This window comes from Streptomyces sp. Edi2, from assembly GCF_040253635.1.
Taxonomy (GTDB): domain Bacteria; phylum Actinomycetota; class Actinomycetes; order Streptomycetales; family Streptomycetaceae; genus Streptomyces.
In genome coordinates, this window is the sequence record NZ_JBEJGX010000003.1 from 5,374,195 (window position 1) to 5,395,116 (window position 20,922).

At 70.1% G+C, this 20,922-nt stretch carries 18 protein-coding genes; 4 read left to right on the forward strand and 14 right to left on the reverse strand.

Features of this window, described 5'->3' with window-relative positions:
• Nucleotides 1-362 precede the first annotated feature (362 nt).
• Both ABR737_RS27075 and ABR737_RS27080 read left to right on the forward strand, forming a co-directional pair.
• Nucleotides 363-1,673, forward strand: coding sequence for an MFS transporter (locus ABR737_RS27075; RefSeq protein ID WP_350252970.1), 1,311 nt, complete (start codon nt 363-365; stop codon nt 1,671-1,673).
• A gap of 7 nt (nt 1,674-1,680) precedes the next feature.
• Nucleotides 1,681-2,688, forward strand: coding sequence for a glycosyltransferase family protein (locus tag ABR737_RS27080; protein WP_350252972.1), 1,008 nt, complete (start codon nt 1,681-1,683; stop codon nt 2,686-2,688).
• 414 nt (nt 2,689-3,102) lie between these two features.
• On the opposite strand, the gene ABR737_RS27085 is transcribed toward ABR737_RS27080, so the two are convergent.
• From ABR737_RS27085 to ABR737_RS27095, 3 genes are all read right to left on the reverse strand, one after another.
• Nucleotides 3,103-4,527 carry an MFS transporter gene (locus ABR737_RS27085; protein WP_350252974.1) on the reverse strand — a complete coding sequence of 475 codons (1,425 nt, stop codon included), beginning with the start codon at nt 4,525-4,527 and terminating at the stop codon, nt 3,103-3,105.
• Nucleotides 4,527-6,101, reverse strand: coding sequence for an FAD/NAD(P)-binding protein (locus tag ABR737_RS27090; protein ID WP_350252975.1), 1,575 nt, complete (start codon nt 6,099-6,101; stop codon nt 4,527-4,529). Before ABR737_RS27090 ends, ABR737_RS27085 begins: the two co-directional genes overlap by 1 nt.
• 675 nt (nt 6,102-6,776) lie before the next feature.
• Nucleotides 6,777-8,228 (reverse strand): amidase, encoded by a 1,452-nt coding sequence (locus tag ABR737_RS27095; protein ID WP_350252976.1) that lies wholly within the window; start codon nt 8,226-8,228, stop codon nt 6,777-6,779.
• A gap of 92 nt (nt 8,229-8,320) precedes the next feature.
• On the opposite strand from ABR737_RS27095, the gene ABR737_RS27100 reads away from it, so the two are divergent.
• Both ABR737_RS27100 and ABR737_RS27105 read left to right on the forward strand, forming a co-directional pair.
• A complete protein-coding gene (locus ABR737_RS27100) occupies nt 8,321-8,995 on the forward strand; it encodes a TetR/AcrR family transcriptional regulator (RefSeq protein WP_350252977.1) in 675 nt (224 codons plus the stop codon).
• A 318-nt stretch (nt 8,996-9,313) separates the two neighbouring features.
• Complete coding sequence (locus tag ABR737_RS27105; protein ID WP_350252978.1) at nt 9,314-10,195, forward strand: GNAT family N-acetyltransferase; 882 nt, start codon at nt 9,314-9,316, stop codon at nt 10,193-10,195.
• Nucleotides 10,196-10,285: 90 nt separating this feature from the next.
• Here the strand turns inward: ABR737_RS27105 and ABR737_RS27110 are convergent, their stop codons facing one another.
• The 11 genes from ABR737_RS27110 to ABR737_RS27160 form a co-directional block, all read right to left on the reverse strand.
• Entirely contained in the window at nt 10,286-10,822 is a 537-nt protein-coding gene (locus tag ABR737_RS27110) for a hypothetical protein (RefSeq protein ID WP_350252980.1), read from the reverse strand.
• Nucleotides 10,823-10,914: 92 nt separating this feature from the next.
• A complete protein-coding gene (locus ABR737_RS27115) occupies nt 10,915-11,808 on the reverse strand; it encodes a phytanoyl-CoA dioxygenase family protein (RefSeq protein ID WP_350252981.1) in 894 nt (297 codons plus the stop codon).
• A 71-nt stretch (nt 11,809-11,879) separates the two neighbouring features.
• Nucleotides 11,880-13,166, reverse strand: a complete 1,287-nt coding sequence (locus ABR737_RS27120) for an MFS transporter (protein WP_350252983.1) — start codon at nt 13,164-13,166, stop codon at nt 11,880-11,882.
• Between the two features lie 14 nt (nt 13,167-13,180).
• Entirely contained in the window at nt 13,181-14,740 is a 1,560-nt protein-coding gene (locus ABR737_RS27125; RefSeq protein WP_350252984.1) for an amino acid adenylation domain-containing protein, read from the reverse strand.
• Nucleotides 14,740-14,982, reverse strand: a complete 243-nt coding sequence (locus tag ABR737_RS27130) for a phosphopantetheine-binding protein (protein WP_350252985.1) — start codon at nt 14,980-14,982, stop codon at nt 14,740-14,742. The genes ABR737_RS27125 and ABR737_RS27130 overlap by 1 nt, the downstream gene beginning before the upstream one ends.
• Nucleotides 14,982-16,106 (reverse strand): acyl-CoA dehydrogenase family protein, encoded by a 1,125-nt coding sequence (locus tag ABR737_RS27135; RefSeq protein WP_350252986.1) that lies wholly within the window; start codon nt 16,104-16,106, stop codon nt 14,982-14,984. Before ABR737_RS27135 ends, ABR737_RS27130 begins: the two co-directional genes overlap by 1 nt.
• Nucleotides 16,103-16,552, reverse strand: coding sequence for a GNAT family N-acetyltransferase (locus ABR737_RS27140; RefSeq protein ID WP_350252987.1), 450 nt, complete (start codon nt 16,550-16,552; stop codon nt 16,103-16,105). Before ABR737_RS27140 ends, ABR737_RS27135 begins: the two co-directional genes overlap by 4 nt.
• Nucleotides 16,545-16,823, reverse strand: a complete 279-nt coding sequence (locus tag ABR737_RS27145) for a MoaD/ThiS family protein (RefSeq protein ID WP_350252988.1) — start codon at nt 16,821-16,823, stop codon at nt 16,545-16,547. The genes ABR737_RS27140 and ABR737_RS27145 overlap by 8 nt, the downstream gene beginning before the upstream one ends.
• Nucleotides 16,824-16,885: 62 nt before the next feature.
• Nucleotides 16,886-17,662, reverse strand: coding sequence for a hypothetical protein (locus ABR737_RS27150; RefSeq protein WP_350252989.1), 777 nt, complete (start codon nt 17,660-17,662; stop codon nt 16,886-16,888).
• 44 nt (nt 17,663-17,706) lie between these two features.
• Nucleotides 17,707-18,846 (reverse strand): YcaO-like family protein, encoded by a 1,140-nt coding sequence (locus tag ABR737_RS27155; protein WP_350252991.1) that lies wholly within the window; start codon nt 18,844-18,846, stop codon nt 17,707-17,709.
• The gene (locus ABR737_RS27160) at nt 18,839-20,209 is read right to left on the reverse strand and encodes a TfuA-like protein (protein WP_350252993.1); all 1,371 of its coding nucleotides are present in this window, start codon (nt 20,207-20,209) and stop codon (nt 18,839-18,841) included. The genes ABR737_RS27155 and ABR737_RS27160 overlap by 8 nt, the downstream gene beginning before the upstream one ends.
• Nucleotides 20,210-20,922 lie beyond the last annotated feature (713 nt).

The window sequence follows — 20,922 nt, forward strand, 5'->3', positions numbered from 1 at the left end:
ACAGGTTACGACCAGGCATCCGCTGATGGGCAGTCCATGACGGTGCGGACGACACCTTGCGTATGACGCGTCGTCAGGTAGTTGTCGACGCGGGCCTCCGTAGCCAACATGCGTACACCAAAGCGTTGTTGCTGAAACTTGACGCGCCTGAGTGGAACCTACCGGCGCTGAAGTCCATGAAACCAGGCGGGGCTGCCGACGCGCCCTCGATGACCGGAGTCTCCCGACGCCTGAGGAACCATGCACGCAACTCGCCCCACATTCGCCGCCACCGTCCGCGATTCATCCCGTCGTTGCGAAGCGAGAGCCGCCCGAACAATGCGCGATCTGATTCCCATGACCGCCGCCTGACCGTGGTGAGTATGCGTTCGCAGCGGCCGGAAACGAAGGAGAGCAGCCTGTTCTCTTTCCGGAACAGCAGGCTCTTCTTTATCGGCCAACTGATATCCCAGATCGGCTCCAGCATGCAGGTGGTGGCGCTGGGTTGGATCGCACTGCGACTGAGCCACAACGGCTTTGTCCTCGGACTCGTCACCGCCGCCCCCATCTTCGCCATGCTGGTCGCGGGACCGTTCGGCGGCTTTGTCGCCGACCGTCTGCCCGCGCGTCCCGTACTGATCGGGACCAGTGCGGCCCTGGGGGGCCTGTCGGCAGTGCTCGGCCTGCTGGCCTCGCACAACGCGCTCACCGTGTGGCAACTCGTCGTCAGCGCTCTGCTCGTGGGCGCGGTGAATGCGGTGGGGGTGCCCACCACTCAGGTGTTCGTGTCCGAGATCGCGGCGGACAGACATCTGCGCCAGGCGATCACCGTCAACAACGCGATACTGGACCTCTCGGTGGTCGTGGGGGCCGCGCTGGTGGGGCCCGTGATCGGATGGCTGGGCACGGCCGGAGTGATCTCGGCGAACGCCGTGTCCTACGTCGCGGTTATCGCGGCGCTGCTCTTCATGCGGCCCGGGGAACTGCACGAGCGGCAGAAGGCACCCAAGGAGCGGGCGCAGTTGTGGCGCGCCGTGGGCTACCTCGCACCGCGGCGCGATCTCCTCCTGCTGTTGGCCATCACGGCGGTGGTGAGCGTTTTCGCGACCAGCCTTCCGCCGTTGCTCCTGCTCCTGTCGGACCAGCTCGGCAAGGGGGCGGACACCTACGGCACGCTGCTGACCGCCATCTCGGTCGGTGCGCTCACGGGAGCCTGCGCCATGTGGCGAGCCAAGCCCGCGCTCGGCACCGTGCTGGTCGGCACCCTGCTGCTCGGTGTCCTGGAATCAGCAGCAGGGGCGATGCCGACCGTCGTCACGCTGATCGCGGTCCTCTTCCCGATCGGAGTGATATCCGTGGTCCTGCGAACCGCCTTGCTCACTCTGGCGCAGCTGTGGACCGACCCCGAACTCCGGGGCCGTGTGCTGGCGCTCTACCTGTCGGTCTACCGAGTCGGCTGGCTGCTGGGCACGTTGACGTCGGGCTGGCTGGCACGTCTCTGGGGACCCCGAGCCGTCCTCGGCCTCAGCGGGGGCGCCGTGGCCGTCACCGTGCTGGTCATCGGCATCGCCCTGGTGATGGCCCGCGCCCTGTCGGTCACGCGCACCGCCACGGGATTCCGACTCGTACTTCCGACACCAACGGCAACTCTGGTCGGCCCTGCCACAGTCCGGCCGACACAGGACAATGTATGAGGAAACAGTGCACATAACCTATCTGCTCGCTGCCGGCTCCAACTCGATCTACGACGGGAAACACAAGCAAGGCGGGCGGTACCACACCTACGGCCAGCACAGCTTCATCCTCGACCTGCTCAGAGTCATGGGCCGGGAGGGGCACGACGTCCGCCTCGTGGTCGACGATCTGCGCAACTTCCCCCTTGCACCGATGCTCAGGGGCACAGACTCGATCTCCGTGACCGAGGACATCGGGCCGCCGGGTGAGACCGATCTGATCCTTGTCGACGAGGACGCCGACCTGCTGCTCAGTCAGTTCCCCGTCTCGGTCCCCGCTTTCCGGGTCGTGCACCATCCGGGCCGCCGTTCGTCGGACTACGTCGTCTCGCGCTGCGAACGCTTCATCTGCATGACGGAGAACTCGCTCACTCTTCAGGAGGCATATCTCCCTGCGGGAAAGGCGGCACTGGTCCGCCAGGGCGTGGATCTGGACCGCTTTCCGGAGGTCTCCCGCGCGAGCACTCCGGAACGGCCCCGGGTACTCGTCTACTGCCGTATGGATTCGGGACGTGAGGCACTGGTCGGCCAGGTCATGGAGAACCTCGATCGGGCCGGTCTCCTCGTCTACGCGGCGGGTGACGGACCGGGCTTCTGGGACATCAGCGACCGCTTCGGCAGCGAGATCATTCTGATCAACCACGTGCCCTGCCACTCCATACCGAATCTGCTGGGCGAAATGGACGTGGTCGTCTCACTCGGCCGTGGCGCCATGGAGGCGATGGCGACGGGAATACCGACCATCTGCGCGGGCTACGGTTATGCCGGCCTCGTCACCGAGGACAACGTCGACGCCCTGATGCACTACAACCTCACCGGCGCGTACTGCGGTCAGGACGCCACGCAGGTCATGGCGGACGTCCGGAACGCCTTGCGGACCGACCGTCGTGAGGTGCGCCTGCTGGCCGAGAAGTACCTGTCGGCCGAGGGCTTTGTGAACGGCGTGTGCGATCTGTACGCGCAGGTGCGCTCTTGAGGGACGTCCGGCCAGGACGACGTTCAGCTCGCGGGATGCGGTGAGTACCGCTTCGGGGACGATCATCTGGGCCTCGGCGTAGCGGTCCCGGCAGTCCCGCCGGCCCTCTTCGACCCGGGCGCGGTCGTCGTCGGTGTAGACGCCGTCCCGCAAGCGGTGCAGGGCGTCCTTCAGCATGGGGTGGAAGTGGCGGGAGGCTCGGTTCATCGCGGGAGGGGACCCTACGGGGGCGGCCGGCTTTGGTGGTCCCGGAAGCCGGCGAAATGCAGTGGCAGGTTCGTCTACGTTTCTTTGTCTCTTTCTGTGGCTATGGCAGGGCGCCCGACCACGGCACGTCGTGCTGTGGCCGGGCGCTTTCCGAGATGGGTGCGGGTGTGTCTGGTTCCGGGCTTTGTTGATGTGGGGCGGCGTCGGTCAGGAGCCTTGTGTGTTGTGGTGAATTGCTGCTGCCGTGGCGGCGGATGCTTCTGGCTGTCCCGGTGTCTGCTCGGGATGTGGAGTTGGGTGTGGTTCGGGTATCGGGGGTGGCGCGTCTGCCGGGGCATGTGGTTGTGGAGAGCGGCCTGCGGCAGAGTGCATGAGGGCGGCGCATACCAGTAGCAGGGCGAGTGCGGGCAGGGCGATGGCCACGGCCAGTCCTGGGAATTCCGGGTCACCGCCCAGTCCGGTCACTCCGGTGTAGGCGGCGCCGGACGCCATCTGCAGCGCGAAGAACAAGCCGGAGGCGGCGCCCGCGTGTTGGCCGTCGTAGCGCATCATTCCGGCCTGGCAGGTCGGGAACATCGCGCCGACTCCCACCATGCAGAACGCCATGGGGACGACCAGGCTCAGGGGCTCGTCCGGCCAGATCCGCACGCTGACGGACATCACGAGCGCCGCGGCCGCCGCGACCGAGGACGCGAGCCGGGCGACCAGCTCCAGGGAACGCACCCGGCCCAGGCGCTTGGCCACGCTGCTTCCCGTCACGTAACCGGCGATCACCAGCGTGTACAGGGCCCCGTACTCCACGGGGGAGGCGCCGAGGCCGACCTGGATGGCGTGGCTGGAGTAGGTGGTGAAGGTGAAGTACGCGCACCAGGCGAGGCTGATGGCGGTGGCGAACACGGTGAAGTCCCGGTTGCCGAGGACGCGGCGGTACGCGGTGAGGGGGCCTTCGGAGGAGGTGTGGGGCGAGGGGTCCGCTGCCGGTGCTGGTCCCGCCTCCGGTCCCGTTCCCGGTCCCGCTGACGATCCCGTCGTGCGCCGTCCGGCGGCCGTCCCCGGCCTGGTGCGCGGCTTGTCGGAGGGCAGCAGGAACAGGGCGCCCACGAGGGTGCCCACACCGAGTGCCGTCATGCAGGCGAACAGCACACGCCAGGAGGCGTACTGCACCAGAAGGCCCGCGAGCGGCGGCGAGACGGCGGGGGTCACCGCGATCACTGTGGTGAGCGCGGTGAGGACATTGAGCCGTTCCCGTTGCGGCAGGTCCTTCTGGACCCAGAGCCGGGCGATGACCGTGCCCGCACCGGCGCCCAGCGCCTGGAGGACCCGGCCGGCGATGAAGACGGTGACGTTCGGGGCCAGGAGGCAGAGGGCGGAGGCGCCCGCGAACAGGGCGAGGGCCGCCAGCTGGGTCCGCTTCGCCCCGTAGCGGTCGGCCAGCTGGCCGGTGACCAGCATGGAGATGGCGTACGCCGCCATGTAGCCGACCATCGAGCGGCTGAGGTCCGACTCGCCCGCGCCGAAGTGGGACCCGATCTGGGGGATGGCCGGAACGAAGGCGGCGAGGGCGAGTTGGGGCACACACACCAGTGACATCAGGCACAGGGTGAGTCCCCGGGAGAGGCGGATGTCGGTCATCAGACCGCCTGCAGGGCGTACCGGTCGTGCTCGTCGACGCTGTACCGGGCGACCCGCGCCGCCTGCCGGGCGACGTACTCCATGGAGCTGGAATGGAAGTGAACGCCCGAGGCCAGGTCGCCGACCACATGGAAGCCCGGCCGGGGGGTGCCGTCCGGACGGAGCGCACGGTTGCTCTCCGGTTCCACCTGGATGCCCCCTGCCGGGTGCGCGGCCACCAGGGACCGGCGCGCGAGGTCCCGCAGCAGGGAGCCTTCGGGGGCGGCGGTGAGGTCGTTGGTCCGGCCGACGGCGTTGACGACACGGTCGTACCGCTCGGTGGAGCCGTCGGCGAACGCGGCCGTGAATCCGCCGCTCGGGTCCCTGCGTACCGCGGTGACACCGCGCCGGAAGCTGACGTCCCCGGCCTCGGCGAGGGTGACCAGCTTGCGTGCGTTCACCGGCGGCATGGGGTTCCGCAGGCAGGCGAAGGCACGGTGGTGTCTTCGCAGGAAGGCCCGCTGCTCCGCCGGGGGCAGGGCACGCCAGAGCGCGGAGTACGCCGGGGTGAGCGCGGTGACACAGCGCTGGAGCAGGCCGGCGGGGCCGGGGTCCGCCAGCCGCGACCGCAGCAGCTGCGCCGCGGGCCACCGCTCCGCGTACGGCCGCACCGCGTCCCGCAGGCTGGTGCCGTGGTCACGGAGCGAGGAATCGATGAGGGCGTAGATGTCCCTGAGCGTCACGGAGCCCCGGGCGGCGAGTTCCAGGCCGCCGAAGGGGTGTTCCGGATCGTCCCAGCGCGATACCGGACTGGACCTCACATCCGGTACGAAGCCGGAGCGGGAGGCCAGGGTGACCCGTACGCCCTGCTCGGTGAGCACGAGCGCGCTGTCGACGGCGGTCAGTCCCGTGCCCAGGACCAGTACCCGGTCCGCGGGATCCACGCAGGCCAGCGACGGCGCCAGCGGGTAGGGCTGGGCGATGAAACCCGGTGCGCCGGCCAGTCCGAAGACGTCGACGGGAGGCAGCGTGCCCACCGCCAGGATCACGCTGTCGGCGGTGAATCTCATGCCGTCCGCGGTGGTGATGGTGTAGGCGTCCGGTCCTTCGGTGGCCTCCGTGATCCCGGCGGCCCCAGCAACCCTGGCGGCCTCGGTGACCTCGGCGATCTCGGTGACCGAGCTGCGTACGGTCGTCACCCGGGCTCCGAGGTGTTCGAGATCGTCGCACGCCCCGGCGAAGACCCCTTCCAGGTAGTGGCCGAAGGCGGCGCGGGGCGCGAAGGCCGAGGCAGCCTTCCAGTCCAGGGGGATGGCGGTGGAACGCAGCTGCTCAGCGGAGCGATTGAGCCATCGGCGGAATTGGCCCGGATCGTTGTAGTCCACGGACATTGCCGACATCGGACGGTTTAACAGGGCGGCGTGGGTGTCCCGTGCGTAGGCGACGCCCGGACCGAATCGGTCCGTCGGGTCGAAGACATGGATGTCCGCGGCGAACTCCCGGCTGTCCGCGGAGAGTTCACGGGCGCAGGCGGCCAGGAAGGCGGTTCCGGCGGCACCACCGCCTATGACGGCGATGACGGGGCGAGATGTCACAGAAGTCTCCAGCAAATCATGAAAAGCAGCAGGTCGGCGATCGCGACGGCACGCCACGGGCGGCCCTCCCGATCAAGGCCGGTGGGGGCCGGTGGTTCCATGAAGCAAGAAGCAAGGAGTACGGGGCTGTTCGCGGATGACCGCGTCGGCCGTGGCGGGCCGTTGGCCGGCCCGGTCCTTCCGTACCCAGGTGCCGAGATGACGGCGCACCCCGCCCGCCGTGGTTCTCCGCACACGTCATTGAGTGCCGCCATTCCAGGAATGGCGGCACCCGATAGTTCTCCCCCGGAACCGGTGCACGGCATCGGCCAGGCGGGCGACCGGCCGATGTGGCTGATTCTAGGCTGCTGGTCGTCGATCGCCATCCGAATTTGGCGGTCCAAGTGGCTCAAAAATGCCATGACGGCGGCTTCACGCCACTTATGGCCAAATCGCAGCGCAGGGGCGGTAGTTGACCGTCTGAGTGGAACCGGAGCTTCCGTACGGCCGGGCCTCTCCGGCGGCCGCGGGCCCGGCCCGGCCCTCTGGGCGGGCATGCACCCGGGCCCCTGCTCCTGTCAGCTCTCCTCTCCGTCAGCTCTCTTCCTCCGGCCGGCTCTCCCCTCCGGCCGGCTCTTCTCTCCGCCGGCTCTCCCCTCCGTCCGGCTCTTCTCTCCGCCGGTTCAGCGGCCTCCGTCAGTCCGACGCCCCCCTGCCGGCCCGGTGGGTACGCGGGTCCAGCGGAGCGAGTACCCCCAGGCGTTCCTCGATCCGCTGTGCCGCGGCCAGGCACCGGTCCTCGCGGTACATCCCCGCCACGACCTGCACGCCCTGTGGCAGGCCGGCCGCGAGACCGGTGGGCACGGCCACGGCCGGCACCCCCACGTACGTCGTCGCCGTCAGCAGCCGCATCGGCGACATCATCGCGTCGCGCTCCTCCGCGGTCCGCGGTATCACCGGCTCCGGTGCCGGCTGGGTGGACACCGGACCGAGCAGCAGCGGGCAGTGCTCGAAGAAGCGGGCCCAGGCGCGCTGGACGCCGAGGCGTACGCCGGTCTGCCGGAGGTATTCCTCCAGGCCGACGGCCGGGTGACGTTGGATGTCCAGCCCGATATGGCGGGCGCTGTCGTCGGTGAGCAGCCGCCTGAGCATGGGCCAGGCCAGGGTGAACTCGGCGCGCAGGAGCGCGCCGTAGCCGTCGAGGGCGTCCTGCAGCCGTGGCACCTCGACCTCCTCGACCGGGTGCCCGGCGTCCTCCAGGGCGGCGGCCGCCGCCTCGATCGCCGCGCGCACATCCGGGTGGACGTCGCCGTGGCCGCCGGGGTCCATCACCACGCCGACCCGCACCGGCGCGTCCGGCCGCGGTCCGTACAGCGGTGCCGGGACCGCCCGCGGGTCCTGCGGGTCCGGGCCCGCCAGCACCTCGTAGGCCGCCCGCAGGTCCGCCACCGACCGGGCCAGCGGCCCGTCCACGGGGAAGAGCTGGTGGCCGAGGACCGGCTCCTGATCGCTCATCCGGTGGTCGGCCGGGAACCGCCCGTAGCTCGGTTTCAGCCCCGCGACGCCGTTGAACGTCGCCGGGTTGCGCACCGACCCGCCGGAGTCGTTGCCCAGGCCCAGGGGCGCCATGCCGGTCGCCACCGCGACCGCATCGCCGCCGCTGGTGCCGCCGGGAGTGCGCCCCGGGTCCCACGGGTTGACGGTGTCCCCGAACAGCTGGCTGACCGTGTGCACTCCGGCGAGCGCCAGGTCGGGCATGTTGGTGCGGCCGACCGGGATCGCCCCGGCCGCGCGCAGCCGCCGCACCGGGGGAGCGTCCGACTGCGCCACCCAGTCGCGGAAGTACGGCACGCCGTGTGTGGTCGCCGAACCGGCGACGTGGATGTTCTCCTTCACCGTGAACGGCACCCCGGCCAGCGGGCCCAGCCGCTCCCCGGCGGCCCGGCGCCGGTCGGTCTCCCGCGCCGCCTGCCGGGCGCTGTCCTCCAGCAGCCGGGTCACCGCGTTCACCTGCGGGTTCACCGCGGCGATCCGTTCCAGGTGCGCCTCCACGGCCTCCGCCGCGGACACCTCTCCACGGGTCACCAGCTCCGCCAGCTCCGACGCCTGCAGCGCCCACAGGTCCGTGGTCGTCGTCGTGATCCCCATCGGGCCCTCCCTTCGCTCGAATCATTAAGATACAGACCTGTATTTGGATACAGAAATGAATATTGAGCCGGGGCGCGCCGTAGGATGCCGTCGTGACACCCGAACGCAAGCGACTGACCCGCGAAGAGAGCCGGCAGCAGACCCGCGGCCGCCTGCTGGACGCCGCCGCCGAACTGTTCACCGAACGCGGTGTCAACGGCACCTCCGTCGAGCAGATCGCCGAGCGCGCCGGCTACACCCGCGGCGCCTTCTACGGGAACTTCGAGGACAAGAACGCCCTCGTCGCCGAGCTGCTGCAGCACCGCACCCGCCGCGAACTGGACGAAGTCCGCGCCCTCACCGAGGGCGCCACCTCCTTCGCCGACGCCCTCGACAAGCTCAGGGCCTGGAACCGCGACCGCGCCCCGCACCTGCCCGCATGGCTCGCCCTGCGCATGGAGCTCGTCCTGCACGCGCTGCGGAACGAGGAACTGCGGCCGCTGCTCGCCGAACGTGAACTCCTCGCCCGCGACGCCCATGCCTCCGGCCTGCAGCAGGCGTTCGCCGCCCGCGGCGTCGAGTCGCCGGCGGACCCCGCCTTCCTCGCCCTGATCGTCCACGCCCTGGAGGACGGTCTGCTCATCCAGCGACTGCTGGCCCCCGCCGGCATCCCGGACGACGTCGTCGTCGACGCCTTCGACCTGCTCCTGCGCTCGTGGACCACGCTTGCGCAGCATCCGGCCGGGGAGGGCGACGACGGTCAGGGTCCCGCGTCAGGGCGGGCCTGACCGGGGCGAGGGGCGGGGCGAACGGCTCTCCCGGGAACCCATGGGGAGCCCAGGGGGAGCCACTGCGGAGCCGCTGTTGAGCCGCTGTGGAGCCACTGCGGAGCCGGTCGGGAGCCGACGGACAGGCCGTGAGGGGCCGTTGGGGAGCCGCCGGGCGGGTAAAGCCTTTGCCGTTCCGGACGGGAGGAGCTACGTTCCCCGGGCCGCCGGCCGCCCAGGCCGACGCCGTCGCCAAGGAGGTGTGCCGCACATGCGCACGACCGGTCAGCAGTCGCCCCCGGATCCCGGCAGCTTCCCCCTCTCTACGACGGAGACACCTTGTCCGTTCGCCTCACTGCACTGACCGACCCCGACACCGGTGCGGCCCACCGCCGCCTGGCGTGGCTGGCATCCGACTCCGACGGAACCCCCGTCGGGTCGGCGTTCCTGCGCCTTTACACCACGACCGGGCAGGACCACCTCGCCGCACTGGAACTCCACGTCCATCCGGCCGAGCGGCGGAACCGCACCGGCTCCCGGCTCCTGGACGCGGCGGTGGCCGCCGCTCGCCGGGACGGCCGGCGCTGCATCATCACCGAGGCCGAAGCCGGCTCTCCCGGTGACCGGTTCCTGCCGGCCCGGGGCTTCCGCAAGGTCCTGCCCCTGATCCACACCCGGCTTGCGCGGACGGAAGCGGACATCCCGGCTCTCACCGGCATCGCCGAACGGCCGCATCCCGGCTATCGGTTGGCATCGTGGGAGGGCATGGTCCCCGACGACCTCGCCGAGACGTTCGTGGCGTCGCGTCATGCCATGGACGACATGCCGATGGGCGGCACCGACTTCGGCACGGTGGCCTGGGACCTGGACCGGGTCCGGGCCGCGGTGGCGGCCGTCGAAAAGCGTGGCGACCTGCTGCACACCGTCGTTGCCCTCGACGCGTCGGACGGCTCGATCGCCGGCTTCGCCGAACTGGTCGTGCCTGGTGAGGGCAAGGGCGATGGCCAGCACTACGGCACCGGCGTCCTGCCAGGGCACCGCGGGCACGGCCTCGGCCGATGGATGAAGGCCGCCTCGATACTGCAGGCCCTCGAGCGGCATCCGGCCCTTGGCGGCCTGCTGACCGACACCGCTGACACCAACCCGCACATGAGGCACATCAACGACGCGCTCGGCTATGCGCCGACGCACACGACATTCGAGTACCAGCTCGACCTGTAGGAGGGCAGGGCCTCACCAACCGGGCCGCACATCCAGCCGGGTGGTGCCGAGCTGCACGGACAGCACCACCCGGCAGGAGCCGTGAAGGATTCAGCCCCGCACCTCGGAGAGGGAGTGGAACGTGCGGACCCGGTCGGGACGTGAGGTCTCCGTGGCCGGGCGTAGATGCCAACGGGCCGCCGGCGCACGGTCGTTCCGGTTCGGGAACTCGTCGGTCACGGCGACGATGTCGTCCTCGTACACCTCGGTGAACGCATAGCCCATGGCCGGGTCGCCGAGTACGGGGCAGTACTGCACGGCCAGGCGGAGACATGCGGGATGGATGGCGGCGGAGGAGACCACCGCCGACCCCTCCGCGGGCTCCTTGAGCGCCACCCAGGCCGTGCTGTCGAGGTCGTTCCCGCACACCTGGCAGCCCCAGAGCCGGCGGCAGAGCTCCGCCTTCACCCGCTCGATCTCACGGAAGAGCGGCTTGCCGTCCGCCATGGGGGTGACCCAGGGGAAGGGCAGTCCGCCCACCACGGGGCGCGGCAGTCCCGCGGGATTCGGGAACTCCTCGCCCCGGTAGCTGGGCGGATGGACATAGACGACGTCCTTCATCCGCTGGCCGTCGCCTCGGTCCTGCATATAGACAACTCTCTGCATTTGCTGGTCCGCCCTTCCCCCGGCCCCGCCGCGGAGCCCTCTGTGCATTCGTCGAGTGCCTGTGCACGCCCGGTTCAGCGCGCGACAGTGCCTTCCCGCAGCCGCTCGATCATGCGCTCGGTCGTGGTGAGGGGCGCTTCCCCGGCCGGGGAGCCGGCCGGGGTGACGCCGGGCCGGTCGTTCCACGTCTCGTGGCCGGCGAACGCAATGGTCTCGCCCGGTGAGTAACGCGGCAGGTCACGGTAGGTGTTGACGCCCTCGGCGGGCGTGCCGCGCACCAGCACGGGGTCCAGGTAGAGCCCGTCGCTCTCGATACGGGTGGTGGTGGAGATGTAGCCGATGTCGAGTCCGCAGCGCCGTTTCGGTGAGGTGTTCGCCTCCGAGCAGTGCAGCAGGTGTGGATGGTGAATCGAGACATCGCCGGGGTTCAGCTCGATGTCGACGATGCCCTGCTTCTCGGCCCATTCGCCCACCAGCCCGCTGTCGGCCTCCGAGAAGAGCATGTTGGGCCGGTCCGTGCGCAGGCTCGGTTCGTACAGCGGCAGCTTGTGACTGCCGGGGATCATCCGCAGGCAGCCGTTTCGGGTGGTGCTCTCGTCGATGGCCAGCCACACCGTGAGGGCGTTCATCGGCGCCAGCTTCCAGTACGCACCGTCCTGGTGCCACAGCACGGGATGGCCGTCGTAGGGCGGCTTGCAGACGTAGTGCGCCGTGAAGCAGGCAAGGTCCGGGCCCAGGAAGTGCTCGCCGATGTCCACGAGCCGCGGGTCCGATATGAGGCGGACCCAGAAGGCGTCATTGCGGATCAGCGGGTGGTGGAAGTGCTCGGGCCGGAGCTCCGGGTACTTGGCCGTCAGCCACTCGACATGGGCGCGTGCCTCTGCGAGCACGTCCTCGGGGATGACATTGCGGATGATGGCGAAGCCGTGCTCCTCATATGCGGCAGCGGCCTGATCCAGTGCGGTCATACGGGATTCTCCAGGTGAACTATGCGGTGGTGGGGGGGGAGGGCGACGCGGCTTGTCGGCGAAGAGGGGGATCAGACCTCCCACTCGGCGGGGAGCGTGCGGTAGCGGCGCAGGGGGGAGAGCAGCAGCAGGACGAGGGGGACGCCCATGGTCAGTCCGCCTGCCCACAGCGCCGTACCGGTGGACCACTGGTTGGCGATCAGGCCGCCGGCCAGCGCGCCGAGGGGCGTGGCTCCCTGCACGACGACGCTGTACGCCGCCGTGACCCGGCCCATGTACGCGTTCGGTGTCACCCGGGCCCGCAGTCCGGCCGTGGACACCGACCGGCCCACGAGGGCGAAGCCGATCAGGACCTCCGCCAGCGCGATCAGCGGCACGGCGGCCTCGCGGAAGACGCCGGCCAGCGGTGCCGCCAGGACCGCGACCGGGGCCACGGCGGAGAAGACCAGCGTCATCCGTATCTCACCGAACCGGCGCCGGAACCGGGGGGCCACCAGTGAGGCGGTGAGTCCGGCCAGCGCACCGAGCGTCGACAGCAGCCCGAACTGCCAGGGGGCGACGCCGATCTCCCTGAGGAGGAACACCGGCAGCATCGCCAGGATGATGCCCGCGCCGATGTTGTTCAGGGCCGCCTGGTTGAGCAGCAGGCGCAGCAGCGGCTGCCGGAAGAGGATGCCGATGCCGTCCGCGATCTCACGCCGGAACTTCCGCCCGGGCTCGCCCTTGCCGCGGGCGATGTCCCCGTCCGGCCGGATACGGCGCAGCAGCACGACCGACGTCAGGTGGCAGAGGGCGGCGAAGCAGTAGAGGACGGGGGCCGCGACGCTCTGCGTCAGCACACCGGCAACGCTGGGGGAGACCGCCTGGAGGGCGCTCTCGGACGTCTGCAGCCGGGCATTGCCGTCCGACACCCGGCGTCTGGGCAGCACATAGGGCAGCACGCTGCTGTGCGCCACGTCGAAGAAGACGCCGGCCAGGCTCACCATCAGTGCCACCACGAGCAGTTGGGCCACGGTGAGGACGTGGAGGAAGTAGGCGGCAGGCACGCTGCCGAAGGCCACGGCGTAGACCACATCCGCCCAGATCAGCACCGGCTTCTTGCGCCAGCGGTCGATCCAGACACCGGCCGGGAGCCCCATCACCAAGAACCCGGCCCGGCTGCAGACGAAGATCAGACTCATCATCAGCGGCGGTGCGTGCAGCAGAAGCAGCGCGGTGAGGGGCAGCGCGAACCCGGCAACCTCGGAGGCCGCGTACCGGAATCCGTTCGCGGCCCACAGCAGCCGGAAGTCCGGAACCTTGAGGACCTCGACGGTCTCATCGGCGGGGGCGCCGACGTCGGCGGAGGGGAGCGTCACAGTTCTGTCTTCCTTCAGTGGACGACCGTCAGCCCGGGGGTCTCACCGAGCTCCGGCCGGGCGGCAAGCTCCGACAGAGCCTTCCGGTCGGCCTTCCCGTTGGAGTTCCTGGGCAGCTCATCCGCGACCAGGACAAGGCGCTCCGGCACCATGTAGTGCGGCAGCCGGGACCGCAGCACCTCGGGCAGCGGCTTGACGTCGTCGAGGTGATCCGCCGTCACGAACGCGGTGATCACGTGGGAGAAGACGGCGTCCGGTGTCGCCACCACGACACATTCGTGGACGCCGTCGAGCGCGTGGAGGTGCCGTTCTATCTCCCCCAGCTCGACCCGGAAGCCACGCGACTTGATCTGGGCGTCCTCGCGGCCGATGAATTCGAGCTCGCCCGCGGGGTTCTCCCGGACCAGGTCACCGCTGGCGTACCACCGCCGGCCGTCAGCGGTGCGGACAAAGGCGCGGGCGGTCTGCTCGGGATCCAGATAGCCCTCCATCAGCATGCTGCCGCGCACCAGGAGCTGGCCTGGGCAACCGGGCTCCACCTCTTCCAGCCGCTCGTCCACCACGGCGATCTCCGCGCCCGGCAGCACCCGCCCGATCGGGATCACGGCATCGGGCCGCCGGCGGCCACGGATCTCGTAGAACGTGCAGACGTTGCTCTCGGTCGGTCCGTACACATTGAGCAGCCGGATCCCCGGCAGGGCCGAGAGCAGCACATTCACCTCGTCCGGCGGCAGTACCTCGCCGCCGGTCACGACCGCACGCAGCCCCCGCAGTTCCGGCAGCAGCTCCTTGCCCCTGCGGGTGAGCCAGGCGAGGGTCGAGGTCACCGCGTACCAGACGGTGCCGCCGACCCGGCGGCAGAAATCGATGTGTGCGGCGGGGAAGGGCGCGGCCGACGCGGGCATCAGGGCGACCGCGGCGCCTACGCGGGCGGCGCCGAAGAGGTGGAGCGTGGTCGGGTCGAAGTGCAGCGGTGCGGAGTTGATGATGACATCGCGCTCCGTGAGCCCCAGCTCCCGGACCGACCAGTCGACGAACGCCGAGGCGCTTGCGTGGGTGTGGACGACGCCCTTGGGAAGGCCGGTGCTGCCGGACGTATGGAGTACGTACGCGAGGTCTTCCAGCGGGGGGCGTGGTGCGTCCGTGGGGACTGCGCACCACAGTTCACCGGCCGGTTCGGGGCCGAGGGGCAGCTTCTCCCATACGAGCCCGGGTGCGACCGTGCGCCACTGGTCCCGGGCCGCGGCGTCCGCCACCACGGCGCGGGGGAGGCAGCGGCCGGCGATGAGCTCGGCGCGGGCGATGGGCCCGTCCGGATCGACCGGGACGTAGCCCGCCCCGGAGCGGAGTATGCCGTGGACGGCCGCCACCGCCAGCGAGGATTTCGCCCCGTGCCAGACGACGCAGTCGCCGGGAGTGACGCCCACCTCGCGCAGTGCCTGTGCGAGGTGTTCCGCGATGCCGTCCAGTGCGGCATAGCTGAGCGTGAGGGTTCCGTCGATGACGGCGGTACGGTCGCCGTGGCGTGCCGCGGTCGCCCGCAGATCGTCGGCAAGGGATCGGCCGGCCGCCATCAGCAGCCCTTGGACTTCAGGAAGGCCCGGACGGCGAGCGGGCTCTCGAAGTGGGCCGGGAGGATTTCCGAGTCCCTGATGGTGACGGAGAATTCCTTCTCCAGGAGCGAGACCAGGCTGAGCAGGGACAGCGAGTCGATGACCCGTTCGGCGATGAGGGCGGTGTCGTCGGAGACCTCGGCCCTCGGCGCCACCTCGCGGACCGCGGCGAGGACGGCCTTGAGTACGGAGTCTTCTGTCATCACAAACCCAGCCCTTCAGCAATGATCTTCATCTGCATATCGGAGGTGCCGGAGTAGTACCGGCTGGCCACCGCGTCGGCCGTCAGCGCGAGGGCGCCCGTCTCCGGCAGCAGCGCGTAGCCGCCGTACAGATCGGGCAGCTCCTGGCAGAACCGGTTGAACTCCGTGCTGACGTGCAGCTTCGTCAGGGACGACCGGCTGTGTTCGAGCCGGTTCCCGTCGGCCGCCCGGGCCGTGGCGTAGAGCAGTTCCCGCGCGCTGGTCAGGCTCAGGTGCATCCGGACCAGGCGCTGGCGGATGGTGTCGTACGAGCCGAGCGGGCGGCCGAACTGGCTGCGGGAGCGGGCGTGTTCGACCGCGTGGCGCAGTGCGCCGGCCATCAGCCCCAGGGCAGGCGCCAGGATGAAGGCGCGCTCGTAGCGCATCGCGTGCATGAGGACGGCGAATCCGCCGCCGGCGCCGCCCAGCCGGTCGGTGTCGTCCACCACGCAGTCGTCCATGAGCAGCGAGGACAGCTGCGCGCCCGCCAGCGCGGACTTCTCGATCACCTTGCCGATCCGCAGGCCCGGGGCGTCCCGGGGGACCAGGAAGGCGGTGAGGCCGGAGAGCGCGCTGCCCTCGGCGGTGCGGGCGATGATCACGAAGATATCGGCGGTCGGGCCGTTGGTGACGAAGGTCTTGGCGCCGTTGAGCCGCCACCGCCCCTCGGCGCCCTGCTCGGCACGGGTCCGCAGGGACAGCAGGTCCGAGCCCGATTCGTACTCGGTGGCGGCGAAGGCACCCACGGTCGTGCCCGCCATGAGGGGGCGCAGGTACCTGGCGTGCTGGGCCTCGCTGCCGAATTCGAGAAGGGGCTCCTGGCAGGCCCACATCTGAGCCGCCATGGAGAAGGGCAGCCCGCTCAGCCCGCTCTCCTCGGCGAACGCCTCCAGGGCGAGGCAGGCCGCCTCGTAGCCGGCCCCGGTGCCGCCGGTGCCCTCGGGGACGGCCAGGGACAGCAGCCCCTGAGCGCCGGCCGCACGCCAGGCGGTGGCTTCTTCCGGGTTCTTCCCGGCCCAGGACCTGAACCCCGAGAGCCAGTGGGTGAACTCCTTGCTGTGCAGGAGTTCTCGGTCCTCCGTCATGTGGGGATGCCTCCGTCCCGGACGGGCCACTTGAACGCCTGGTGGGACTCCGTCAGCCCGAACCGCTGGAAGCTGGAGGGCTGCTGGCCCAGCGGAGCCAGCGTGAGCAGCTCCCGCTCGGTGCCCACGCCGAGGCCGCTCGCCAGCCAGCCGAGGATGTCCTCGGCGACGCTGGTGCCCCGGTAGCTGGGCCGGAGTTTGATCTCGTGCAGCATCAGCCGGACCTTGCCGCCGGGCCGCAGCCGGCCGAGCGCGGTGAGCGCGAAGGCCGCGACGATCTGGCCGTCCGACTCGACGACGTAGTGCGTGGTGCCGGGCGCCGTGTGCCGGTCCGCCAGCCGGCGGGCGAACTCCTCGGCCTCGCCTGCTCCGTAGAGCTCGCGGACGGCGCCGGCGTCGCCGGTGGCGGCCTGGCGGATGGTCCGCCGGGCTCCGGGACTATCCACCGGCCACCGCCGACATGATCATCACGGTGGTCTGCGGGGACACCTCGATGTCCGGGGCGCCGAGATCGCGGATGTTGTCCTCACCGACGTAGACGCTGACGAAGGGGAGCAGCGTCCCGGCGCCGTCCGCCAGGCGCAGGCGCAGCGCGGGGTGGCGCTCGTACACCTTGTCGATGACCTCTTGGAAGGTGCCGGCCGGCACCTGGAACTTGGTCTCGCCGTCGGCGAACCGGGCGAGCGGGGTGGAAAGGATGACCTTTACCTCGGGCACTGCGTACTCCTCTCTGCGATCCGGCGGATGCGTCATGCGGCGGTGCGTCACTCGGCGGTGCGTCACCCGCCGGTGGCCGCCGCGGCGGCGGAGTGCCGCGCCCGGTGGGTCTCCCAGCGGTGGATCGCCTCGTTGAGCTGGGAGTCGTAGTCGGCGTCCTTGATGAATCCGTGGCCCCGGCCGTCCCGGAGCATGACCGCCCGGGCGCTCTCGTGGCCGTGCAGGCTCCGCATCAGGGGGCGCAGGTGCTCCAGCGCGAAGTAGGAGTCCTTCTCCGACACCAGCGCGTGCAGGAAGCGCGAACTGCCGGGATCGGTCCAGTCCTTGATGATGTCGGTCATGGTCTCCGGCGCGGCCATGCCGGGCAGCCGGCGGAACGGCACGGCCTCCTGCTCCCACTGGGGGAGAACGGTCGGATCGTTGTGCGGCGAGATGACGAACGCGAGGTCGTCGCCGCCCGCCCGCATGCAGTGCTTGAGTGCCGCGTATCCCCCCGACGACAGGCCGTGCCAGACGGTGCCCTGGAGCCCGTGGCGCTCCAGCAGGGAGGCGCGCAGCGCGTACATCTTCGGTACGAACTCCTCCTCGCCCAGCAGGAACCAGCCGCAGCACGAGTCCCGGGTGAAGCGGTGGATGGGGTCGGAGAAGGAGAGGCACACGGACCGGTCCGCCTGCTTCCACTGCTTGCGCGCGAACACCGGCGGGACGTGCTTCTCGATGCGGCTGAAGCCGTGGAAGAGGATGTGCAGATAAGGGCCGGCAAGGGTCTCGGGTTCGGTCACCTCGTACTCGAGAACGTAGCCTTCCGAGTGCTGGAAGCTGCCCCGCTGAATGTTCACTGGAAACCTCGCATCACTGATCCTGCACGTCATGGCCCTGGCGGTCAGGGGGAGAGAGTGCGCCCTTCCGCATAGGAGAGCCCGGGGCAGATGACCCGTACGACACTGAACGGATCGGCCGGCCCGGACAGCCGTACCGCGAGGGGGGCGTGGCCGGTCGCGTCCGTCAGCCGTTGGGTGACCACCGCCAGCTCCTCCTCCAAGTCGTCGTAGCTGCCGCCGTGTCCGCTCAGCGCGTCGTCGGCGCTCACTCCCTCGGCGTGTGGCCGGAAGCCGGGGTCCGCACTCGCGTCCCGCGTCGTGTCCTGGTCCGACGGAATGTCATCGCGGGTGGCGCTGATTTCGGTCAGCCGGCTCTGTACGGCCTCGGTGAGCGCACGGGACAGCGCGACATCGGGGTCCATGTGGCTGCCGGAACCGGCGCACACGATGGGGAAGAGCGGCGACCAGACGAAGGCGGCGAACGTGGGTATCCCCAGCCGGTTCGGAATGCAGGTGATCTCGAACGCGACCCCGGCGTCGGTGAGCCGGCGCATCAGGGAGCGCAGATGCGCGTCGCGGACGGTCGCCGGGTCGATGAAGAGGCGTCCGGGGTCGGTTCGGGACGGGTGGGCGGCCAGCACGTCCCGTTCGGCCGCTTCGTACAGCCCGTGGAGACAGGCCTCGGGGAAGGTGTTCCCGGAGGCGAGCCCGGTGCTGCTCGTCTCGAAGAGGCGGCGGCGCCAGTAGTGCTCTCCGCTGTACGAGAGCCGGACGAGGTCCAGCGGAACCGGCACCGGCCGGCCGTCGGCCAGCGAAGAGGCCCGGATCCAGTCCAGTTCGAGCTGCTGGATCCACTCGCCCGTCGTACGGAGGTTCAGATTGGTCAGGGCATACGGGAGACCGAGGCTTTCGGCGGTGGCGGTGAAGGTGTCGAGCGCCGGGCGCTCGGCGTACCAGAGCTCGACGGACTCCATCACGGCGGAGAGCTTCGCGAGGATCGGCGAGGCGCCCTTGCCCTGGGAGACGGCCAGGGTCTCGGACTCGGGCCGTACGGCGAGGAAGACGGGGATGCCGATGTTGTCGAGGCGGGTGACGTCGGCGACCCGGCTGATGCCGTACTGGCGCAGCCGGGGGGCGAGCCGGGCCCAGGTGGTCTCCGGCGCTACCGCGCGGTGCGTCCCGGGCAGTCTGACCTTAGGCATGGCCGCGCGCTCCGCTCGTCCGGGCTGCTGGTGCCGCTGGGGCTACTGGGGTTGCTGGGGCGGTTGGCGCCGTCGGTGCCGTCTCGGTCGTCCGGGCGGTCCGGGCCGTCTGGTCGGACAGGTAGCCGAGGGCGAACGGACGGAAGGCACCGGCGGCTTGGCGCAGCGAGGGGAATCCCCGCCGGCCGCACTCCACGGCCAGCTCGCTGCCGGCCGCCACGCCCCAGATCCGCGCGAGCAGGCGGGTGCACACCGCTTCCCTGATCTGAACGAGGCTGCGTGCTGGATGGGTTTCGAGGTGCTGCCGCATCTGGTCCAGCCAGTCGGCGACCCGGGCCCGGTCCTCGGCCGATTCACCGCGCAGCAGCAGCTTGGCTTCCCCGGGATCCGCCAGGTCGGGAAGCGGGCAGATGACGGCGGTGATCCGGGCCCGCAGCGCGGGGTCGTCGAGCCACTGGACGGCCACCGGGCCCAGCTGCTGCCGCACATGGCCCCGGAAACCGTCGGAGGCGGCGGGAGACCCGGCGGCGGACGAGCCGTTCAGGAAGTCCCACCAGACGTCGGGGAATCCGGGGTCGAATATTTGCCGGTAGGCGAGCCGGTGGTGCAGGTCGGGGGTGGCCGTCGCGAAGCGGTTGCGCCAGCGCCGGTGGTACTCGGTGCGCCAGTCGCGTGCGCCGCTCGCCACGCCGGGTGGCGAGGGCTGCGCCGGGGAGTCGAGCCGTTCGGCGAGCGCGAAGGCCTCGAGCGCGTCGGCCCGCTTCTGGTCGAAGGCGTCCGGCTCGGCGGCCAAGCGCTGCTCGTACCAGTCGGCGAATGCGGTCTCGCCGCACTGCTTGATGAGGGAGCGCACACGCTCGGGGGTGCGCAGCGGGTAGTACTCGCTCTCCAGCCGCGCCATCAGGTGCTGGGCCGCGTCCCGTCCCAGGACTCCGGAGTCGCAGCCGGCCGCCATCGCGGCGTGGAGGTTGACCAGGGGGATGTTGAGGCCGGCCGGCGAGCCCGTTTCGCTGTGGGCCACGCTCACCGCGTCATCGCCCTCGAAGACGCCGGTGCGGTACCAGTGGTGGACACGGCCGACGCCGATCATGCCGAACCCGTCGAGTTCGGCCGCGCGCAGAGCGCCGATGCTGGCTGCCCCGAGCACGGTGATGCCCCGCGCCAGGACGTCGAGGATCTCCTTGTGGCGCAGTGCCAGACGGTGGTGGTAGATCCCGTCCACGATCACGACGACATCCCCCTCGGTGAGCCCGGCCGAGAAGAGGTCACCGTGTTTGACCGGCCCGTGCAGGATGAAGCCCGGGTGACTCCGCAGTGCGAGAGGTTCAGGGCACGACGGCCCGACGAACACATGAACCGCCATGCCCTGCCCCCCTTATGTCAGCGCTGTGCCGGTCGAACCACATGGGGCAGTTCCCTCAGCACGAACCGCCTGGCGTGACGTGATCAGTCACGGACCTCGCTGTCGGTGATGACCAGCGGGGCGTCCGCGAACAGGCCCTCGAAGTCCTCGCCGGAGAGCTCCGCAACGTCACTGGCGGTGTCGAGAATTACCTCAGCCATGTTTTTCTCCCAATCATTAATTGAGGGAAGTGCCGACGCTTCGGTAAGCGCCGATGGCACGCTACCCCGGGCTCAGATCAGTAGTCCAGAGATTTATTGGATGCCTGTTCCCGCCCGCTGGTGGACGTCAGTATTCCGTTTTCGTGTCCCGCTTTATTCGCGCGAATAGCACGTTCAAAGAAAATGGCGACGCAGTTTTGGAGTTGTTTGCCGAAGCCGCGGACTCGGCGATCATCTCTTGGTGGGAATCTTCCATTCCGTGACCAATGACAGAAGGGGGAAAGGGGCGAATTCGGCGAATCCGCAGGTCAGTGGCAGTGCGTGGGCCCGGAGAGGGGCCCGGCGGGTTTCGGTCGGAGCTCGGTGGACCTCGATGGGCCGCGGCAGGCCCTCGAATAGGCCCCAAACAGGACGCAATCGGACCCGAGTCGCGGTGCGTCGGCAGCGGGGCGGGTGAGTCCGCGGCGACCCGCAGGACTCTTGACGACCGGCACGACTCCATTGCAGGATCTT